Source organism: Oceanicola sp. 22II-s10i, from assembly GCF_002210105.1.
In the GTDB taxonomy this organism is placed as follows: domain Bacteria; phylum Pseudomonadota; class Alphaproteobacteria; order Rhodobacterales; family Rhodobacteraceae; genus Pseudooceanicola.
This window is the reverse complement of sequence record NZ_AQQU01000001.1, coordinates 164,154-178,842: the sequence shown is the minus strand read 5'-3', so window position 1 is coordinate 178,842 and position 14,689 is coordinate 164,154. Positions and strand designations below refer to the sequence as shown.

18 protein-coding genes are annotated in these 14,689 nt (G+C 65.6%); 10 read left to right on the top strand and 8 right to left on the bottom strand.

All coding sequences use genetic code 11. The features are described 5' to 3' along the window. Positions 1–2: 2 nt before the first annotated feature. A complete protein-coding gene (locus tag ATO6_RS00955) occupies positions 3–803 on the top strand; it encodes an SDR family NAD(P)-dependent oxidoreductase (RefSeq protein ID WP_088622083.1) in 801 nt (266 codons plus the stop codon). 77 nt (positions 804–880) lie between these two features. Beyond that, entirely contained in the window at positions 881–1,747 is an 867-nt protein-coding gene (gene hemF / locus ATO6_RS00950) for an oxygen-dependent coproporphyrinogen oxidase (protein WP_088623350.1), read from the top strand. Between the two features lie 4 nt (positions 1,748–1,751). Here the strand turns inward: hemF and ATO6_RS00945 are convergent, their stop codons facing one another. The 3 genes from ATO6_RS00945 to ATO6_RS00935 are packed head-to-tail and all read right to left on the bottom strand — an operon-like array spanning position 1,752 to position 4,208. Continuing rightward, on the bottom strand, positions 1,752–3,437 hold the full coding sequence (locus ATO6_RS00945) for a sensor histidine kinase (RefSeq protein ID WP_217898953.1): 1,686 nt from the start codon (positions 3,435–3,437) through the stop codon (positions 1,752–1,754). A gap of 58 nt (positions 3,438–3,495) precedes the next feature. Beyond that, positions 3,496–4,053, bottom strand: a complete 558-nt coding sequence (locus tag ATO6_RS00940) for an RNA polymerase sigma factor (protein ID WP_088622081.1) — start codon at positions 4,051–4,053, stop codon at positions 3,496–3,498. Then, a complete protein-coding gene (locus tag ATO6_RS00935; protein ID WP_088622080.1) occupies positions 4,050–4,208 on the bottom strand; it encodes a NepR family anti-sigma factor in 159 nt (52 codons plus the stop codon). Before ATO6_RS00935 ends, ATO6_RS00940 begins: the two co-directional genes overlap by 4 nt. A 100-nt stretch (positions 4,209–4,308) precedes the next feature. Between ATO6_RS00935 and ATO6_RS00930 the strand changes: the two genes are divergently transcribed. Further along, on the top strand, positions 4,309–5,121 hold the full coding sequence (locus ATO6_RS00930; RefSeq protein ID WP_088622079.1) for a response regulator: 813 nt from the start codon (positions 4,309–4,311) through the stop codon (positions 5,119–5,121). Positions 5,122–5,214: 93 nt separating this feature from the next. Here ATO6_RS00930 and ATO6_RS00925 read toward each other — a convergent pair whose 3' ends face one another. Further along, complete coding sequence (locus ATO6_RS00925; protein WP_088622078.1) at positions 5,215–5,385, bottom strand: DUF1328 domain-containing protein; 171 nt, start codon at positions 5,383–5,385, stop codon at positions 5,215–5,217. Positions 5,386–5,769: 384 nt separating this feature from the next. Here ATO6_RS00925 and ATO6_RS00920 point away from each other — a divergent pair, with 384 nt between their 5' ends. Both ATO6_RS00920 and ATO6_RS00915 read left to right on the top strand, forming a co-directional pair. After that, positions 5,770–5,961 carry a PLD nuclease N-terminal domain-containing protein gene (locus ATO6_RS00920; protein WP_088622077.1) on the top strand — a complete coding sequence of 64 codons (192 nt, stop codon included), beginning with the start codon at positions 5,770–5,772 and terminating at the stop codon, positions 5,959–5,961. Between the two features lie 21 nt (positions 5,962–5,982). Beyond that, positions 5,983–6,924 (top strand): YihY/virulence factor BrkB family protein, encoded by a 942-nt coding sequence (locus ATO6_RS00915; protein ID WP_088622076.1) that lies wholly within the window; start codon positions 5,983–5,985, stop codon positions 6,922–6,924. On the opposite strand, the gene ATO6_RS00910 is transcribed toward ATO6_RS00915, so the two are convergent. After that, positions 6,885–7,367 (bottom strand): RNA pyrophosphohydrolase, encoded by a 483-nt coding sequence (locus ATO6_RS00910; RefSeq protein ID WP_088622075.1) that lies wholly within the window; start codon positions 7,365–7,367, stop codon positions 6,885–6,887. The genes ATO6_RS00915 and ATO6_RS00910 overlap by 40 nt on opposite strands. Positions 7,368–7,486: 119 nt before the next feature. Between ATO6_RS00910 and ATO6_RS00905 the strand changes: the two genes are divergently transcribed. Further along, complete coding sequence (locus ATO6_RS00905; RefSeq protein ID WP_088622074.1) at positions 7,487–8,569, top strand: CaiB/BaiF CoA-transferase family protein; 1,083 nt, start codon at positions 7,487–7,489, stop codon at positions 8,567–8,569. Positions 8,570–8,632: 63 nt separating this feature from the next. Then, on the top strand, positions 8,633–9,478 hold the full coding sequence (locus ATO6_RS00900; RefSeq protein ID WP_254919039.1) for a DUF6544 family protein: 846 nt from the start codon (positions 8,633–8,635) through the stop codon (positions 9,476–9,478). On the opposite strand, the gene ATO6_RS00895 is transcribed toward ATO6_RS00900, so the two are convergent. From ATO6_RS00895 to ATO6_RS00885, 3 genes are read right to left on the bottom strand one after another with little or no spacing between them, the layout of a single operon-like run. Continuing rightward, complete coding sequence (locus tag ATO6_RS00895) at positions 9,475–10,122, bottom strand: RluA family pseudouridine synthase (protein ID WP_088622072.1); 648 nt, start codon at positions 10,120–10,122, stop codon at positions 9,475–9,477. The two genes, ATO6_RS00900 and ATO6_RS00895, sit on opposite strands and share 4 nt — an antisense overlap. A 39-nt stretch (positions 10,123–10,161) precedes the next feature. After that, a complete protein-coding gene (locus ATO6_RS00890) occupies positions 10,162–10,533 on the bottom strand; it encodes a GFA family protein (protein ID WP_088622071.1) in 372 nt (123 codons plus the stop codon). A gap of 48 nt (positions 10,534–10,581) precedes the next feature. Next, positions 10,582–11,754, bottom strand: coding sequence for an acetyl-CoA C-acyltransferase (locus tag ATO6_RS00885; RefSeq protein ID WP_088622070.1), 1,173 nt, complete (start codon positions 11,752–11,754; stop codon positions 10,582–10,584). Positions 11,755–11,848: 94 nt separating this feature from the next. Between ATO6_RS00885 and ATO6_RS00880 the strand changes: the two genes are divergently transcribed. From ATO6_RS00880 to ATO6_RS00870, 3 genes are all read left to right on the top strand, one after another. Next, the gene (locus ATO6_RS00880) at positions 11,849–12,187 is read left to right on the top strand and encodes an STAS domain-containing protein (RefSeq protein WP_088622069.1); all 339 of its coding nucleotides are present in this window, start codon (positions 11,849–11,851) and stop codon (positions 12,185–12,187) included. Continuing rightward, positions 12,177–12,674, top strand: coding sequence for an ATP-binding protein (locus ATO6_RS00875; RefSeq protein ID WP_176440782.1), 498 nt, complete (start codon positions 12,177–12,179; stop codon positions 12,672–12,674). Before ATO6_RS00880 ends, ATO6_RS00875 begins: the two co-directional genes overlap by 11 nt. A 431-nt stretch (positions 12,675–13,105) precedes the next feature. Continuing rightward, the gene (locus ATO6_RS00870; protein ID WP_088622067.1) at positions 13,106–14,683 is read left to right on the top strand and encodes a gamma-glutamyltransferase family protein; all 1,578 of its coding nucleotides are present in this window, start codon (positions 13,106–13,108) and stop codon (positions 14,681–14,683) included. Positions 14,684–14,689: the final 6 nt, after the last annotated feature.

Here is a 14,689-nt window from a genome sequence, read left to right as displayed (position 1 = left end):
CAATGACGTTTTCCATCGCGGGTAAGACCGCCATCGTGACCGGCGCCGCCAATGGCATCGGTCTGGCCATCGCCCGCCACTTTGTCGAACGCGGCGCGAACGTGATCTTCGCCGACGTGGACGAGGAACGGCTGGTCGAGGAACTGGGCGATCAGCGCGAGGCGGACAATGTCCGATACTTCGCAGGGGATCTGAGGGAAAAACTGACCGTCGCGAACCTGCTGTCGGCCACCATCGACGCCTTCGAGCGGGTCGATGTCCTGGTCAACGCCTCGCGCCAGATCGGGTTGTCGGACCCGCTGAACCCCGAGGAAGACGCCGTCGAGTTCCTGTTGCAGCAGAACCTGATGACCGCGCTTCGCCTGACGCAGGCGGTGTCCAAGCGTATGATCCGCCAGTCCGAAGGGCAGGAGGATGCGCCGGCCGGGTCCATCGTGAACATCTCGTCCATCGCCGGCCAGCGAACCCATCCCGACCTGCTGGGTTATTCCGTTTCGGTGGCCGCGCTGGACCAGATGACGCGATCCATGGCGCTGGCGCTGGCGCCGCATCGCATCCGCGTCAACGCCGTCGCCTTCGGTTCGGTGATGAGCGCGAGCCTCCAGCGTGGCCTGAAAGCCGAGGACGAATATCGCAAGCGGATCGAGGCGGGCACACCGCTGAAGCGCATAGCGCCGCCGTCCGAACTGACCGAGGCTGTTCAGTTTCTGGCGGGCGAGGGGTCCAGCTTCATGACCGGCCAGATCATGACGGTCGACGGCGGCCGGATGCTGCTGGACCCGGTGAACGCCCCCGCGCATTGATGCCGCATTGGCGGTCGGGGGCCCTGGGGGTAAGCCTCGGGCCCCAGCACAACCGGTAGGCGGAGGATCCGATGGACATGATGGACGGGGAAAAGGCGCGCGCTTCTGCGTGGTTCCGCGAACTCAGGGACAGCATCGTCGCGGCCTTCGAAGGGCTGGAAGACAGGGCCGGCGGCACGCCGGGCCGGTTCGACGTGACGGAAACGCGCCGGTCCGCCCCGGACGGGGGCGATGCGGGCGGCGGCCTGATGTCGGTGATGCGCGGCGGTCGTGTATTCGAGAAGGTCGGCGTGAACGTCTCAACCGTCTACGGCACTCTGGGCGAGCGCGCACAGATGGCGATGGCCGCGCGCCGTGGCCTCCCCGGCATGGCGGACGATCCGCGGTTCTGGGCGTCCGGCATCAGCCTCGTCGCGCATATGCAGAACCCGCATTGCCCGGCCGTCCACATGAACACCCGCATGTTCTGGACTCCGCACGGCTGGTGGTTCGGCGGCGGATCGGACCTGAACCCCTGTATCGAATATGCCGAGGACACCGCGCATTTCCACGGTGTTCAGAAGGCGCATTGCGACCCGCACGGGACCGACCTCTATCCCCGGTTCAAGGCCTGGGCGGACGAATATTTCTACATCCCTCACCGGGGCCGGGCACGTGGCGTCGGCGGGATTTTCCTCGACGACTACAACACCGGGGACTGGGCGGCGGATTTCGCCTTCATCCGCGATGTGGGGCAGGCATTCCTGCCCGCCTTCGTGCCGCTGGTGGAAAAGCGGATGGGGATGGGCTGGGGCGAGGCCGAGAAGGACGCGCAACTGGTGCATCGCGGGCTCTACGCCGAATACAACCTCGTCTACGACCGGGGCACCAAGTTCGGGCTGGAGACGGGGCACGACGCGAACGCCGTGCTGATGTCCCTGCCGCCGCTGGCCAAGTGGGTCTGAGCGGTCAGGCCGCCTGATCCGTGTTGAAGTCCCGGACCTGAATCTCGACCGCGATCATGAAGCTGTCGTCATCCGCGGTGACCACAGCCCGTGACCCGAGCTGGGTCGCGAAGGCGTCGATCAACTGACGGCCAAGCCCGGTGCCCTCGACCTCGTCCTCGCGCAGATCCAGCCGTTCGCCGCAGGAATTGGCGACCGAGAACAGGAAGGTCCGCTCGCCTGTCTGTTCCAGCTTGACCCTGATCCACGGGCGGCTGCCATCTGCGGGGCGTCCGATATACTTGATCGCGTTGGTCGCGGCCTCGGTCGCCAGCAGCGAAAGCGGGACGGCCTGATCGGGGTAGAGCAGCATCTCCTCGATCTCCATCGAGACGTCGACCACGTTATCTGCCGGCAGCACCGATTTCAGGGTCTGGCGCAGGATGTCATCCAGCAACCCGTCCGCCCGCAGCGAGGCGAGCCGAGAGGTGTGGTAGAGGTTCGAATGAACCATCGCCAGGCCCAGCACCCGGTCCTGCACCCGACGCAGGGTCGATCGTGTCTCGCCGTTCCGTGCCTTGCGGATTTCCAGGTTCATGATCGAGGCGATAAGCTGAAGGTTGTTCTTGACCCGGTGATGGACCTCTTTCAGCAGCACGTTGTTTTCGTGCAGGTTATTTTCCAGTTCAGCCGTGTCGCGGACGATCCGTTCGACCATCGCGTCAAAGCTTTCCTCCATCTGCTTGATCTCTGCCGGCGCCCGGTCGCTGCCCGACGGGAACTGGCTGCTGAATCGCGTGGAGCCGTTGCCGAAGTCGCGCATCTTGCGGCGCAGGGCGCGGATGTGGCGTATGACCAGACGGTGCACGGCGACGTAGGCCACGATCAGGCTGATGGCCCACATCAGCAGCGGGAAGGCCAGCGCTGCCCGGCTGACAAAACTGCCGCTGCCGGTAAGACCGGCGGTATCCCAGACCGCGACGGCAAAGGCCACGCCGGGTATGACCGGCACAACGGTGTACAACCGGTTCTCCCCGGTCATGTCGTCCGCCTCGAACGTGTTCGCACGTCGGTAGAGGAAAGACCGCAGGTCGCGGAAGGCAGGCAACTGCGCGCGCGCATCGTCCAGCGCGCCGGGTGTCAGCACGACCTGCCCGTCCTCGTTCAGCGTGATCAGGTTCAGCGGTTTGCGCAGGCCGGTGTAGTCCGGGTCCAGCTGGATGTTGCCACGCGGCAGGGACAGCGTGACAAAGCCGATCAGGTTCAGGTCGTCATGCACGGGCTGCGAAATCACGATGACCGAGCGCCCGCTGATCCGTCCCTGTTCGACCCAGTCCACACGGTGGCGGGGTGCCTCGAGCAGCGACTTGATCATCTGGGATTCGTTCAGGTCCGCGATAACGCCGCGGGAATTGCAGCGCGACACGCCATCCAGCCCGACAAAGGTGGCCAGTGCATAGGCCGGATGCGACCGGACGAACCCGCGCATCAGATCGTGGCAGGCTTCGGGATCGTCGATGTCGTCACGCAACGCTCCGCCCAGCACGCGTGCCGCGGCGAATCCTTCGTGGATCAGGTCGCTCTGGCTGGCGACTGCGGACAGCGCCTGGCCAACAAGCGCCGCGCGCTCAAGCTGTTCCGCTTGGCGCACGACGTGGCTGGTCTGGTAGAGTGCGATCAGTCCCACGGGCAGCAAGGCGATGGACAGCATTGCCACCAGCCTTGTGCCCAGACTGTCGAAAAAGCGAAACCGGGTAATGCGCGCCTCCTTAACCGGCAGATCGCGCATTCGCGGCCAGAACCGCCATCGTGGACTGGTCTGTCAGTTCCATGCTTTCATTGCTGTCGAGTTCAAGAAGTTCGGTCAGCCTTGCGCGACCACGATTGGCCCGGCTCTTTATGGTGCCGACGGCACAGCCACACATGTCAGCCGCTTCCTCGTAGGAAAAGCCCGACGCACCGACCAGGATCAGCGCCTCGCGCTGTTCATCGGGCAATTGCGCAAAGGCCGCTTCGAAGTCCTTCATCGCAAGGCGACCGTCGTGATCGGGCTTGCTGGCCAGCTTGGCCGAGAACACGCCGTCCACATCCGCAACTTCGCGCTGCGCCTTGCGGCGGCCCGAGTAGAAGGTGTTGCGCAGAATCGTGAACAGCCAAGCCCGCAGGTTGGTGCCCTGCTGGAACTTGTCGAACTTGGTCCAGGCCTTGACGATCGTGTCCTGAACAAGGTCATCCGCCTGGGCGGAGTTTCGACAAAGGCTCATCGCGAAGGCGCGCAGGGCCGGAAGGTGCTCGACGATGTCGTCACGCGGATCCCGGGCGGTCATTGCTGATCACCGGACTTCGGTTCCTTCGCCTTCAGCTGTTGTAGGAGGTTTCGGAACCGCTCGGGAAGCTCCTCTTCCACCTTTTCCTGGTAGACCCGTTTCAGGTTATCATCGATCTGCCTGCGGACGTCATCGTATTCACTATCCTGCGCCATGATCCCTTGTCATTTTGTAGTGCCACACCAAAATTTTCGGAACTAAACGCCACGGGACGTGTTTGGTTCCCAGAAAATACGAAAAAAGGTGTCAGTTTTCATGAACCAGCCAGTCGCTACCGAAGATTTCGTTTCCAATGTGGCAAGGGAGCTGCCGTATCTTCGTCGCTATGCGCGCGCGCTGACGGGAAGCCAGGTCTCAGGGGACAACTACGCTGCCGCCACTCTGGAGGCGATGCTCGAGGATCCGTCGATCATGGACCGCAGCAAGTCGACCAAGGTCGCGCTGTTCGGTGCGTTCCATGCTATCTGGTCCAGTTCCGGGTCTCCGGTGATGGATGAGGAAACCGGGCTCAAGGCGCGGGCGCAGGCGCATCTGGGCCGCCTGACGCCCAACACGCGCGAGGCGCTGTTGCTTCACACGATCGAGGAATTCGACTTCGAACGGATCGGTCAGGTCATGGCCGTCGGATCCGCCGAGGCCGAGGAAATGGTGCGCATCGCACAGCGCGAGCTGGCCGAGAGCGTGACCGGCCGCGTGATGATCATCGAGGACGAGGCGATCATCGCCATGGACCTTCAGAGCATCGTCGCGGACATGGGCCATGCCGTCACCGGTGTCGCCCGCACCCGTGACGAGGCTGTTGCGCTCGGGACGGCCGAGCGTCCGGACCTGATCTTTGCGGATATCCAGCTGGCCGACAATTCCAGCGGGATCGACGCCGTGAACGATCTGCTGGGAAAACTGGGCGATCTGCCGGTGATCTTCATCACCGCCTTCCCGGAGCGTTTGCTGACCGGCGAAAAGCCCGAACCGGCGTTCCTGATCACCAAGCCTTATACCGAGGAACAGGTGCGCCTTGCCGCGTCGCAGGCGATGTTCTTTGCCTCGACCGAGACTCTGCACGGCTGATACTGCCGGGCATCGCACAAACGAAAGGCGGCCTTGCGGGCCGCCTTTCTGTTTTTCCGCGTCAGCTACAGCCGACATTAAGCGGTGTCACTTTCACGGGGTCCGGCCGCGCACCGCCCGTGCAATCATCGCGACGATGAAGAGCACCAGGAAGATGACGAAGAGGACCTGCGCGATCCCGGCCGAAGCCGAAGCGATGCCGCCGAAGCCGAAGACGGCGGCGATGATTGCGACGATAAAGAATGTAACAGCCCACCAGAGCATGGTTTTTCCTTTCACAATTTTGTTCAAGCTTGTTCGCTCGTCTGGATGGCAAACGCCAAAATCGACGATCCGGTTCCCGTTTCGCAGCCCGTGCCGGCGCGCCTCAGGGCACTACGTGACGTCGCTAGAAAATTTTCTTGGAAAGGCTGGAACCGATCTCGTGCAGGCGCGTTTAGTCCAAACCGACACCCTTCGGTTTCTCAAGTTCTGACGGGGGGCAAACCCCGATTTACCTCGCCCCCCGCAGAACAACTCTTCCGAAAAGATGAGCATTACTAAGGCCCTGACACGGCCTCTGACCCCGTGCTCGCGCCCGTGCACGGGAACCTGTCCGGGTTTCATGCGTTGCGATCACAGAACCGCGACTTATCTCGGAGAGAGACCATGCTTGAGATTTCCGGCCTTGGCGGCCTTATCATCCTCGCCCTCGACATCTGGGCGATCGTTTCCATCATCGGCTCGAACACGACCACCGGTAAAAAGGTGCTGTGGACGCTTCTGGTGTTGATCCTGCCGGTCCTCGGCTTCATCATCTGGCTGATCGCCGGTCCCCGCAATTCCGTCCGGCACGTCTGACACTGTCGACGGGAAGGCTGGATGACCAGCAACACGAATAGCGAGAGCCAACAGGCCGCGGCCCCGACAGGGTCGCGGCCTCAGCGTTGGCGCAAGGTCGTCAACGGCGTGTGGCTTCAGATCGGCGAGGCGAACATGGGCCTCGTCGCGGCGGGTGTCGCCTTCTACGCCATGTTCTCGGTCTTTCCCGGCCTGGCGGCGGTGATCGCGATCTGGGGCCTGATGTCCGATCCCAACGTCCTGCTGGAACAGCTGGAGCTGGTGCGGAACATCGTCCCCGCCGAGGTCTTTGCGCTGGTCGAGACGCAGATCCTCAACCTCATGTCCACCAGCGGCGACACGCTGGGTTGGGCGGGCGTCCTGTCACTGATGGTGGCAACGTGGTCCGCCCGGTCGGGCGTCGCCGCGCTGATGCTGGGCCTGAACACGATCCACGGTGCGACGAACCGATTTACCGTCCGGCACTACCTGACCGCGCTGGCCCTGACGGTGGCGCTGTTCGCCGTGACGATCATCGCGCTGAGCCTCGTGGTCGTGATGCCGATTGTGCTCAAGTTCATCCCGCTGGGCACATGGACCACCATCTTGATCGCGTTCATCCGCTGGGTGGCGGCCATCGGGTTCCTGCTGGTCGGCCTTGCGCTGCTCTACCGCTTCGGCCCGAACCGCAAGGGCGGGGAAAAGGTGAAATGGGTCACGCCCGGCGCGGTTCTGGCGGTCGCGCTGTGGGGGCTCGCGTCATGGGGCTTCTCGGTCTACCTGACCAACTTCGGGCGGTATAACGAGGTCTACGGTTCGATCGGTGCGGCGATCGCCATGTTGATGTGGCTCTACGTGACGGCCTTCGTCGTCCTGCTGGGCGCGTCGATGAACGTCCAGATCCAGCGCAGGCCGCGCCGCGACAAGTCGCAGGCGAGCCGACCTCAGAGCTTGTCGCCCAACTCCTCCAGCACCGCTTCGTAAACCGCGCGCTTGAAGGGCACGATGGCGTCCAGAAGCTCGCCCTTGTCCAGCCATTTCCACGCGCCGAACTCCGGATGCGCGGTCTGGATGTTGACCTGATCGTCGGTGCCGTGAAAGCGCATCAGGAACCACTTCTGCTCCTGTCCGCGATACCGGCCCTTCCACAGCTTGGCGACCAAGTCCGCAGGCAGGTCGTAGGCGTGCCAGCCCTCGGATTCCGCCTCGATGGTTACGAGGTCGGGGGACACGCCGGTCTCTTCCTCCAGCTCGCGCAGGGCGGCCGTGCGGGCATCCTCGCCCTTGTCGATCCCACCCTGCGGCATCTGCCAGGCGTCCGAGGTGAAGTCGAGCCGCTGGCCGACGAAGACCTGGCCGGAGGCATTGGCGAGCATCACGCCGACATTGCGGCGATAGGGCAGGCGGGCGATTTCCTCGGGCGTCATGTGGTCCTCCTTGGCTGCAACTCTTGCATAACCGTGCAGACAGGAAACGCAATCGCCCTGCGGGGTGGACGCTGGGGACGCAGCCTGTAAACCTCGTGCGGAGGCAGAGGGGGAACAGAATGCTGAACGGAATCCGCATCATCGAGATCGAGGGGATCGGGCCCGGCCCGTTCGCCGGCATGACGCTGGCCGATCTGGGCGCCGAGGTCATCGTCGTGCAGCGCGGCGGCGATGCCGGCGGGACCGGCGGCGGCCGGCCGCCGCTGACACGCGGCAAGCGGACGATCGAGCTGGACCTGAAGGATCCCGGTGACGTGGCGGTGCTGAAGGCTCTGATCGCGACGGCGGACGGCCTGATCGAAGGCTTCCGTCCCGGCGTGATGGAACGGCTGGGCCTCGGCCCGGCGGAGTGTCAGGCGATCCGCCCCGCGCTGGTCTATGGCCGGATGACTGGCTGGGGGCAGGCGGGGCCGATGTCGCATCAGGCGGGGCACGACCTGAACTACATCTCGCTGTCCGGGGCGCTGTGGTATGCCTCGCCACCGGGCGAGACACCGTTTCCGCCGCCCACTCTGGTCGGGGATATCGGCGGCGGTGCGCTCTACCTCGTCATCGGGCTGCTGGCCGGGATCATGGAGGCGCGGCAGACCGGCAAGGGCCGTGTCGTGGACGCGGCCATCGTCGACGGGTCGGCGCATATGATGAACCTGCTGCTGTCGCTGGCATCGACCGGCAACCTGTCGCCTGAGCGGGGACAGAGCCGGCTGGACGGGCCGCATTACAGCCGGACCTACCGCTGCGCGGACGGCGGGTTCATGACGGTCCAGTGCCTTGAGCCGAAATTCTACGCGGAGTTCCGCGATCTCATGGGGATCGCGGGCGATGCGTTCTTCGATGACCAGAACGACCGGGCAAGCTGGCCCGAACAGACCGCGCGGCTGGCGGAGATGTTCGCCGCCGAGCCGCGGGCGCACTGGGAAACGGTCTTTGCCGGCAGCGACGCCTGCTGTGCGCCTGTTCTGACACCGCAGGAGGCAGCGGCGCATCCGCACATTCAGGCGCGCGGGGTCTTCCGTGCGAACGGCGAAGGCCTGCAGGCCGTCGCCGCGCCGCGATTCTCAGGCTACGACCCGGAACCGCGCCCGGCCCCCTCGCGCGGTCAGCACTCGGCGGAGATCCGGGCGGAACTGGGTTTCGACTGATCTAAATCACGGTGGCCGTTTCCGCAGGGTGCGATCCTGACCCACATGGGTCAGGAGGTTGTCGTGAAGTTTGTTCTGTTTATTGCAATCGCACTCGTCGCCACGCTGCTGGCGCTGGTCTGGCTTCAGCGTGGCGACCGCCGCGCGGTGGCCGCGCTCCGGGAAAGCCTTTCGTCGCTGGCCGATACCGAGGCCCCACGCTTTCGGCCCGCGATGGTGGCGGATTTGCCCGAACCCGCGCGGCGCTACCTGACATGGGCGATCATGCCCGGCACGCGCTTGGCGCGCGTGGCCGAGATCGAGATGCGGGGCAGTTTTGGACTGGGCGATGCGGATGATCCGAAATACCAGCCGATGACGGCGCGCCAGGTGCTGGCCCTGCCGGGCGGTTTCGTATGGGAGATGCGGACCACAGGCGGCCTGCCGATCTCGGGCTCGGATGCGGGTGGTGCGGCACTTTCATGGACGCGCTTCGCCATTGCCGGCCTGATCCCGGTCGCCCGCGCCGGATGGACCGAGGATCACCGGCGGTCCGCCTTCGGGCGCGCGGTGGCCGAGGCCGCGATCTGGACCCCCGCCGCCGTCCTGCCGCGGCCCGGCGTCAGATGGGAGGCCCCGTCGCCCGATGTCGCGCGGGTGACGGTCGAGGCCGAGGGGCTGGTGCAGTCCGTCGACCTGACACTGTCGCCCGAGGGCGCGCCCCTCAGCTTCGTCCTGCAGCGGTGGAGCAATGCGAACCCGGCCAAGGTCTGGCAGCTGCAACCCTTCGGCGGGCCCCTGTCCGACCATCGTCTCGTCTCGGGCTACCGGATCCCGTTCCACAACGAGGCGGGCAATTTCTTTGGCGAGGAGGGGTATTTCCCGTTCTTCGTCGCCGACCTGACCTCGGTCCGCTACCTGCCCGACTAGAACGGGGCGGGCGCGCGAAAGGCCATGCCGCGCCCACCGTCGGGATGCAGCAGGCGCAGTTCTTCCGAATGCAGCATCAGCCGGGGATGGTCGTCGCGGGCCGGGCCCGTCGCGTAGAACGGATCGCCAAGGATCGGATGCCCGATCTCGGCCATGTGCACCCGCAGCTGGTGACTGCGCCCGGTCCGGGGCATCAGCCGCATCCGGCTCTCGCCGCCGCCGCTGCGCAGGCAGCGCCAGTCGGTCTGGGCCGGGCGGCCGTTTTCGTGATCCACGTGCTGTTTCGGCCGGTTCGGCCAGTCCACGCCGATCGGCAGATCTATGGTGCCGGACTTCTCCGCAACCTCGCCCGCGACCCGCGCAACGTAGGTCTTCTTGGTGCGGCGGTGTTCGAACTGCAGACCGAGGTGCCTCTGCGCATGTGGTGACAGGGCAAAGACCATGATGCCCGAGGTGTCGCGATCCAGCCGGTGCACCAGCAGCACGGAGGGAAACGCGGCTTGCAGGCGCGACAGCAGGCAGTCGGACAGATGCTCGCCCCGGCCGGGGACCGAAAGCAGGCCGGCGGGTTTGTTCACGACGAGGATCTCGTGATCCTCGTGGATCACGTCGAGCGGCGTGTCGGGTGGGGCGTAGCTGTCCATGCCGCCGAGATAGGGGCAGGGGCGGGCGGCGTAAAGCGGTCAGGGGTGCCGCGGCAGGTCATCCTGGATGTCGTAGTAGTCGCCCTTGTCCGCGGTGAAGATGTGTTTCTCCAGCCGGATCCCCGTCGGGCCGTCAATGCAGCCGAGCGAGAAGCTCATCGCCGTCTCCCCGGTCCCCTGCCAGAACAACGTGCTGCCGCAGCGCGGGCAGAAGCCGCGCCGCGCCTTGGGCGAGGCCTCGAACCATGCGACCGGACCGCTGATCGCCACCGCTGTTTCCGGCGCCTGCGCCGAGGCCCAGGTGTGCCCTGTCATCTTGCGGCACATGGTGCAGTGACAGACCGAGGCCGAGCGGACCGGGCCGGTGACGGCGAAGGTGCAGGCACCGCAGAGGCAGGAGCCGTTCAGCATGGCGTTCTCCGGTCGTTCATCGGTCCTCGCGGACCGCCTCGCGTCTGTTCAGACCCGTTCGATCGCGATGGCCGTGCCTTCGCCGCCGCCGATACAGATCGCGGCCACACCGCGCTTGAGCCCGCGCTTTTCCAGCGCGTTCAGCAGGGTGACGATGATCCGCGCGCCCGAAGCCCCGATCGGATGGCCGAGCGCGCAGGCCCCGCCGTTCACGTTCACCTTGTCGCGGGGCAGGTCCATTTCGTGCATGAAGGCCATCGGCACGACCGCGAAGGCCTCGTTCACCTCCCAAAGGTCGACATCGTCCTTGGTCCAGCCGATCCGGTCGAGCAGCTTCTTCGCCGCCGGCACGGGCGCGGTCGTGAACAGGCCCGGCGCCTGCGCATGGCTGGCGTGGCCGAGGATGCGGGCGCGGATGTTCAGCCCCTGTGCCTCGGCCGCGCTCCGCGAAGCGAGGACGAGCGCCGCGGCACCGTCGGAAATGGACGAGGAATTCGCCGCCGTCACCGTGCCGCCGTCGCGGAAGGCGGGCTTGAGCGTCGGGATCTTGTCGGGCCGTGCCGAGGCGGGCTGTTCGTCCGCCGAAATGACCGTGTCGCCCTTGCGCGAGGCGATTGTGACCGGCGTGATCTCACCGTCGAAGGCGCCCGATTTCTGCGCCTCCAGCGCGTTGGACAGCGAGCGGAGCGCGTAGTCGTCCTGCGCCTCGCGGGTGAACTGGAACGCCTCGGCGCAGTCCTCGGCGAAGGTGCCCATCAGACGGCCCTTGTCATAGGCGTCCTCCAGCCCGTCGAGGAACATGTGGTCGATCACCTGCTGGTGCCCAATCCGCGCGCCGCCGCGCATCTTGGGCAGCAGGTAGGGCGCCTCGGTCATGCTCTCCATCCCGCCCGCGATCATCGTCGCGGTATGGCCGAGCGCGATCTGGTCGAAGGCGATCATCGCCGCCTTCATCCCCGAGCCGCACATCTTGTTCAGCGTCGTCGCCGGAACCTCTTCGCCCAGACCGGCGGCAAAGAGCGCCTGCCGCGCGGGGGCCTGCCCCTGTCCGGCGGGCAGGACGCAGCCCATCAGGACTTCCTCGACCGTCTTCGCCCCCGCATCGGCCAGCGCCGCGCCGATGGCCGCCCCGCCCAGCGTCGCGGCGGAGACGCCGGAAAAGACACCCTGAAACCCGCCCATGGCGGTGCGCGATGCGCCTGCGATGACGACGTCCTGCATGATCGACCTCCTCTGTTCTGCACCTGAATACCGAATGGTAAGGATTGGCGTCTAGCCTTGTCTCGGGATCATCGGGCCGATCGGGACGAAACGGATGGAACTGGATGTCAGCCTGTCGGGCGATACGGCGACGGTGACGGTCGCGGGATCACGCATTGATGCGGCTGCGGCCATCGGGTTCAAGGAGGCGATGCGCGCCGCCGTCCCGGCAGGGTCGCGCCGCGTGCTGCTGGATCTGGGGCAGGTGGCGTTCATCGATTCCAGCGGGCTCGGTGCCATCGTCTCGGTCATGAAGTCGCTGGGCGATGGGCAGCGTATGGAACTTGCGTCCCTGCAGCCCAATGTGGACCGGGTGTTCCGGCTGACCCGGATGGATACGGTGTTCGTTATCCATGACCGGGTTCAGGACGCGGCCCCCGGCCATGCCGGCTGAACCGGGGATGGGGCGCGTGGCGACGGTGTCTGCCCCGCGGCCCGGACCCGATCCCTTTTCGACGGAGTTCACGGCCTCGGCGCTGGCCGTCCGGCAGGCGCTGACCGGGTTTGCCGACTGGATCGCGCCGCTCGATCTGGACGAGGTCGAAACCGGCGCGGCAGAGCTGGTTCTGGCCGAGGCGCTGAACAACGTGGTCGAACATGCCTATCGCGACGCTGGTGCGGGCCCTGTCATGCTGCACTGTTCCTTCGGGCAGGGCGGGCTGAGCGTGTTGATCCGCGACCGGGGCGTGCCGATGCCGTCCATGCGCGTTCCGCTTGCCGATCTTGCGGATGGCCAGCGGTCGCCGGTCGATCTGCGCGAGGGTGGCTATGGCTGGTTCATCATCCGCGATCTGGCCCGCGACATCGGGTATGAACGCCGGGGGGCGGAAAACACTCTCACCTTTCGCATCGCGATCGGGCGGACACTCTGGGCTGGCTGACACATCGCAGGCCCATCCGGTTGGGGGATGATCCCGATGAGAGGCGAATCCTCGCGAGTCGTGGGCCGAATTTTCCTGAGAGCATGAACACTCCGCTCCGGATGGCCGAATCGTAGAGGATTAACGTGCCCTTTGTTGAGGAAAGCACCGGTGATTCAGGGCTGACTCTCGGGATTGTCCCCTCATTGGACACCAGTTCCGCGAAAATGCCTTGTTTCAATCGAATTGCGGTCCGAAAGCAGGGTCATAACGGAGGGGTAGCTGCACATAGCTTCACCTCGGCGCCGCGTGTTACAGCCCCCACCCAGTGCGCGGCGTCGAGGTTCCTACCGAATTCAATCGTGGTCGTCCTCGCAGCGGCCACGATCCTTTTTTGCGCTGGACCGTCCGGCACGCCCGGCTAGGATCGCCGCAATCAAGGAGACTAACTCATGCGCGATCTGCATCTGCCCGGCCGGTCCCCGGTCCTCGCCCTGAACGGTGTCTGCGCCACATCGCATCCGCTGGCCGCGCGCGAAGCGGTCTCGGTGCTGGAGCGGGGCGGCAACGCCATGGACGCGGCGATCGCCGGCGCGGTCCTGCTGGGGCTCTGCGAACCGGCGATGACCGGAATCGGCGGCGATCTGTTCGCCCTGATCGCCCGGAGCCCCGATGCCCCGGTCGAAGCGCTGAACGGCTCCGGCCGTGCCCCTGCCGGAGCCACGGCAGACGCATTGCGCGCCAAGGGGTTGGACAAGATGCCCCTCGACAGCCCTTGGGCCGTGACCGTGCCCGGTGCGATCGACGGGTTCTGCCATCTGTCTGAAACCTATGGGAAACTCGGGCTCGACGCCCTGCTCGAACCTGCGATCCGGCATTTCGAGGCGGGCATCCCGGTCGCGTCCCGCGTGGCGTGGGACTTCGCCGCCAAGGGTGGCACGCTGCAGGAGACGGCCCGCCGCTTCTTCCTGCCCGGCGGCAAGCTGCCCGAGGTGGGCACGCTGCTCAAGGCGCCGGGCCAGGCCGAGGTGCTGCGCCGCATCGCCCGCGACGGACGCAAGGCCTTCTACGAAGGCGAGGTGGCCGAAGATATGGTCAACTCATTGAAAAAGCAGGGCGGACCGCACGAACTCGCCGACTTCGCCGCGACAGCCTCCACGCCGACCTTGCCCGTCGGCGGCTCCTACGGCGACCTGGAACTGCTGGAGCATCCGCCGAACGGTCAGGGCGCGACCGCGATCCTGCTGCTGAACATACTATCCCAGTTCGACATCGCATCGCTCGACCCTTGGGGCGCGGAGCGTGTGCATCTGGAGGCTGAGGCCACCAAGCTGGCCTATGACGCCCGCGACCGGTTCCTCGCCGATGCCGATCACATGACCCGGCTGGATCACATGCTGTCCATGGACACGGCGCGCAAGCTTGCCGCTCTGATCTCGCCCGACTGCGTGATCGAGGCCCCGGCCAAGGTGTCCGAGGCCGTGCACCGCGACACGATCTACATCACCGTGGTCGACCGGGACCGGATGGCGGTATCGCTTATCTATTCGATTTTCCACGGTTTTGGCTCGGGCATCGCCAGCGAGAAGTTCGGGATCCTGTTCCAGAACCGCGGTGCAGGGTTCTCGCTGCAGGACGGGCATCCCAACGAAATGGCGCCGGGCAAGCGGCCGATGCACACGATCATTCCCGGCATGTTGCGTGAGCGCGGCAAGGTCATCATGCCCTTCGGTGTGATGGGCGGCGCCTATCAGCCCACGGGTCACGCGCGGTTCGTCACCAACACGGCCGATTTCGGCCTCGACCCGCAGGAAACGATCGACGGCCCCCGCGCCTTCACCGAAAACGGGGTGCTCAAGGTCGAGCGTGGCTATTCCGACGCGGTCCGCGCCAGCCTGCAAGAGCTTGGCCACAAAGTACAAATTCCGGATGAACCGCTCGGTGGCGCACAGGCGATCCGCATCCGGCCCGACGGTGTCCTGATCGCCGGTTCCGATCCCCGCAAGGACGGCTGTGCCATCGGCTACTGATCCCGT

What these genes read in the sequence shown, in the direction of transcription:
- ATO6_RS00955 (WP_088622083.1), top strand. Translation starts at nt 3, where the DNA reads ATGACGTTTTCCATCGCGGGTAAGACCGCCATCGTGACCGGCGCCGCC.
- hemF (WP_088623350.1), top strand. Translation starts at nt 881, where the DNA reads ATGATGGACGGGGAAAAGGCGCGCGCTTCTGCGTGGTTCCGCGAACTC.
- ATO6_RS00945 (WP_217898953.1), bottom strand. Translation starts at nt 3,437, where the DNA reads ATGCTGTCCATCGCCTTGCTGCCCGTGGGACTGATCGCACTCTACCAG.
- ATO6_RS00940 (WP_088622081.1), bottom strand. Translation starts at nt 4,053, where the DNA reads ATGACCGCCCGGGATCCGCGTGACGACATCGTCGAGCACCTTCCGGCC.
- ATO6_RS00935 (WP_088622080.1), bottom strand. Translation starts at nt 4,208, where the DNA reads ATGGCGCAGGATAGTGAATACGATGACGTCCGCAGGCAGATCGATGAT.
- ATO6_RS00930 (WP_088622079.1), top strand. Translation starts at nt 4,309, where the DNA reads ATGAACCAGCCAGTCGCTACCGAAGATTTCGTTTCCAATGTGGCAAGG.
- ATO6_RS00925 (WP_088622078.1), bottom strand. Translation starts at nt 5,385, where the DNA reads ATGCTCTGGTGGGCTGTTACATTCTTTATCGTCGCAATCATCGCCGCC.
- ATO6_RS00920 (WP_088622077.1), top strand. Translation starts at nt 5,770, where the DNA reads ATGCTTGAGATTTCCGGCCTTGGCGGCCTTATCATCCTCGCCCTCGAC.
- ATO6_RS00915 (WP_088622076.1), top strand. Translation starts at nt 5,983, where the DNA reads ATGACCAGCAACACGAATAGCGAGAGCCAACAGGCCGCGGCCCCGACA.
- ATO6_RS00910 (WP_088622075.1), bottom strand. Translation starts at nt 7,367, where the DNA reads ATGACGCCCGAGGAAATCGCCCGCCTGCCCTATCGCCGCAATGTCGGC.
- ATO6_RS00905 (WP_088622074.1), top strand. Translation starts at nt 7,487, where the DNA reads ATGCTGAACGGAATCCGCATCATCGAGATCGAGGGGATCGGGCCCGGC.
- ATO6_RS00895 (WP_088622072.1), bottom strand. Translation starts at nt 10,122, where the DNA reads ATGGACAGCTACGCCCCACCCGACACGCCGCTCGACGTGATCCACGAG.
- ATO6_RS00890 (WP_088622071.1), bottom strand. Translation starts at nt 10,533, where the DNA reads ATGCTGAACGGCTCCTGCCTCTGCGGTGCCTGCACCTTCGCCGTCACC.
- ATO6_RS00885 (WP_088622070.1), bottom strand. Translation starts at nt 11,754, where the DNA reads ATGCAGGACGTCGTCATCGCAGGCGCATCGCGCACCGCCATGGGCGGG.
- ATO6_RS00880 (WP_088622069.1), top strand. Translation starts at nt 11,849, where the DNA reads ATGGAACTGGATGTCAGCCTGTCGGGCGATACGGCGACGGTGACGGTC.
- ATO6_RS00875 (WP_176440782.1), top strand. Translation starts at nt 12,177, where the DNA reads ATGCCGGCTGAACCGGGGATGGGGCGCGTGGCGACGGTGTCTGCCCCG.
- ATO6_RS00870 (WP_088622067.1), top strand. Translation starts at nt 13,106, where the DNA reads ATGCGCGATCTGCATCTGCCCGGCCGGTCCCCGGTCCTCGCCCTGAAC.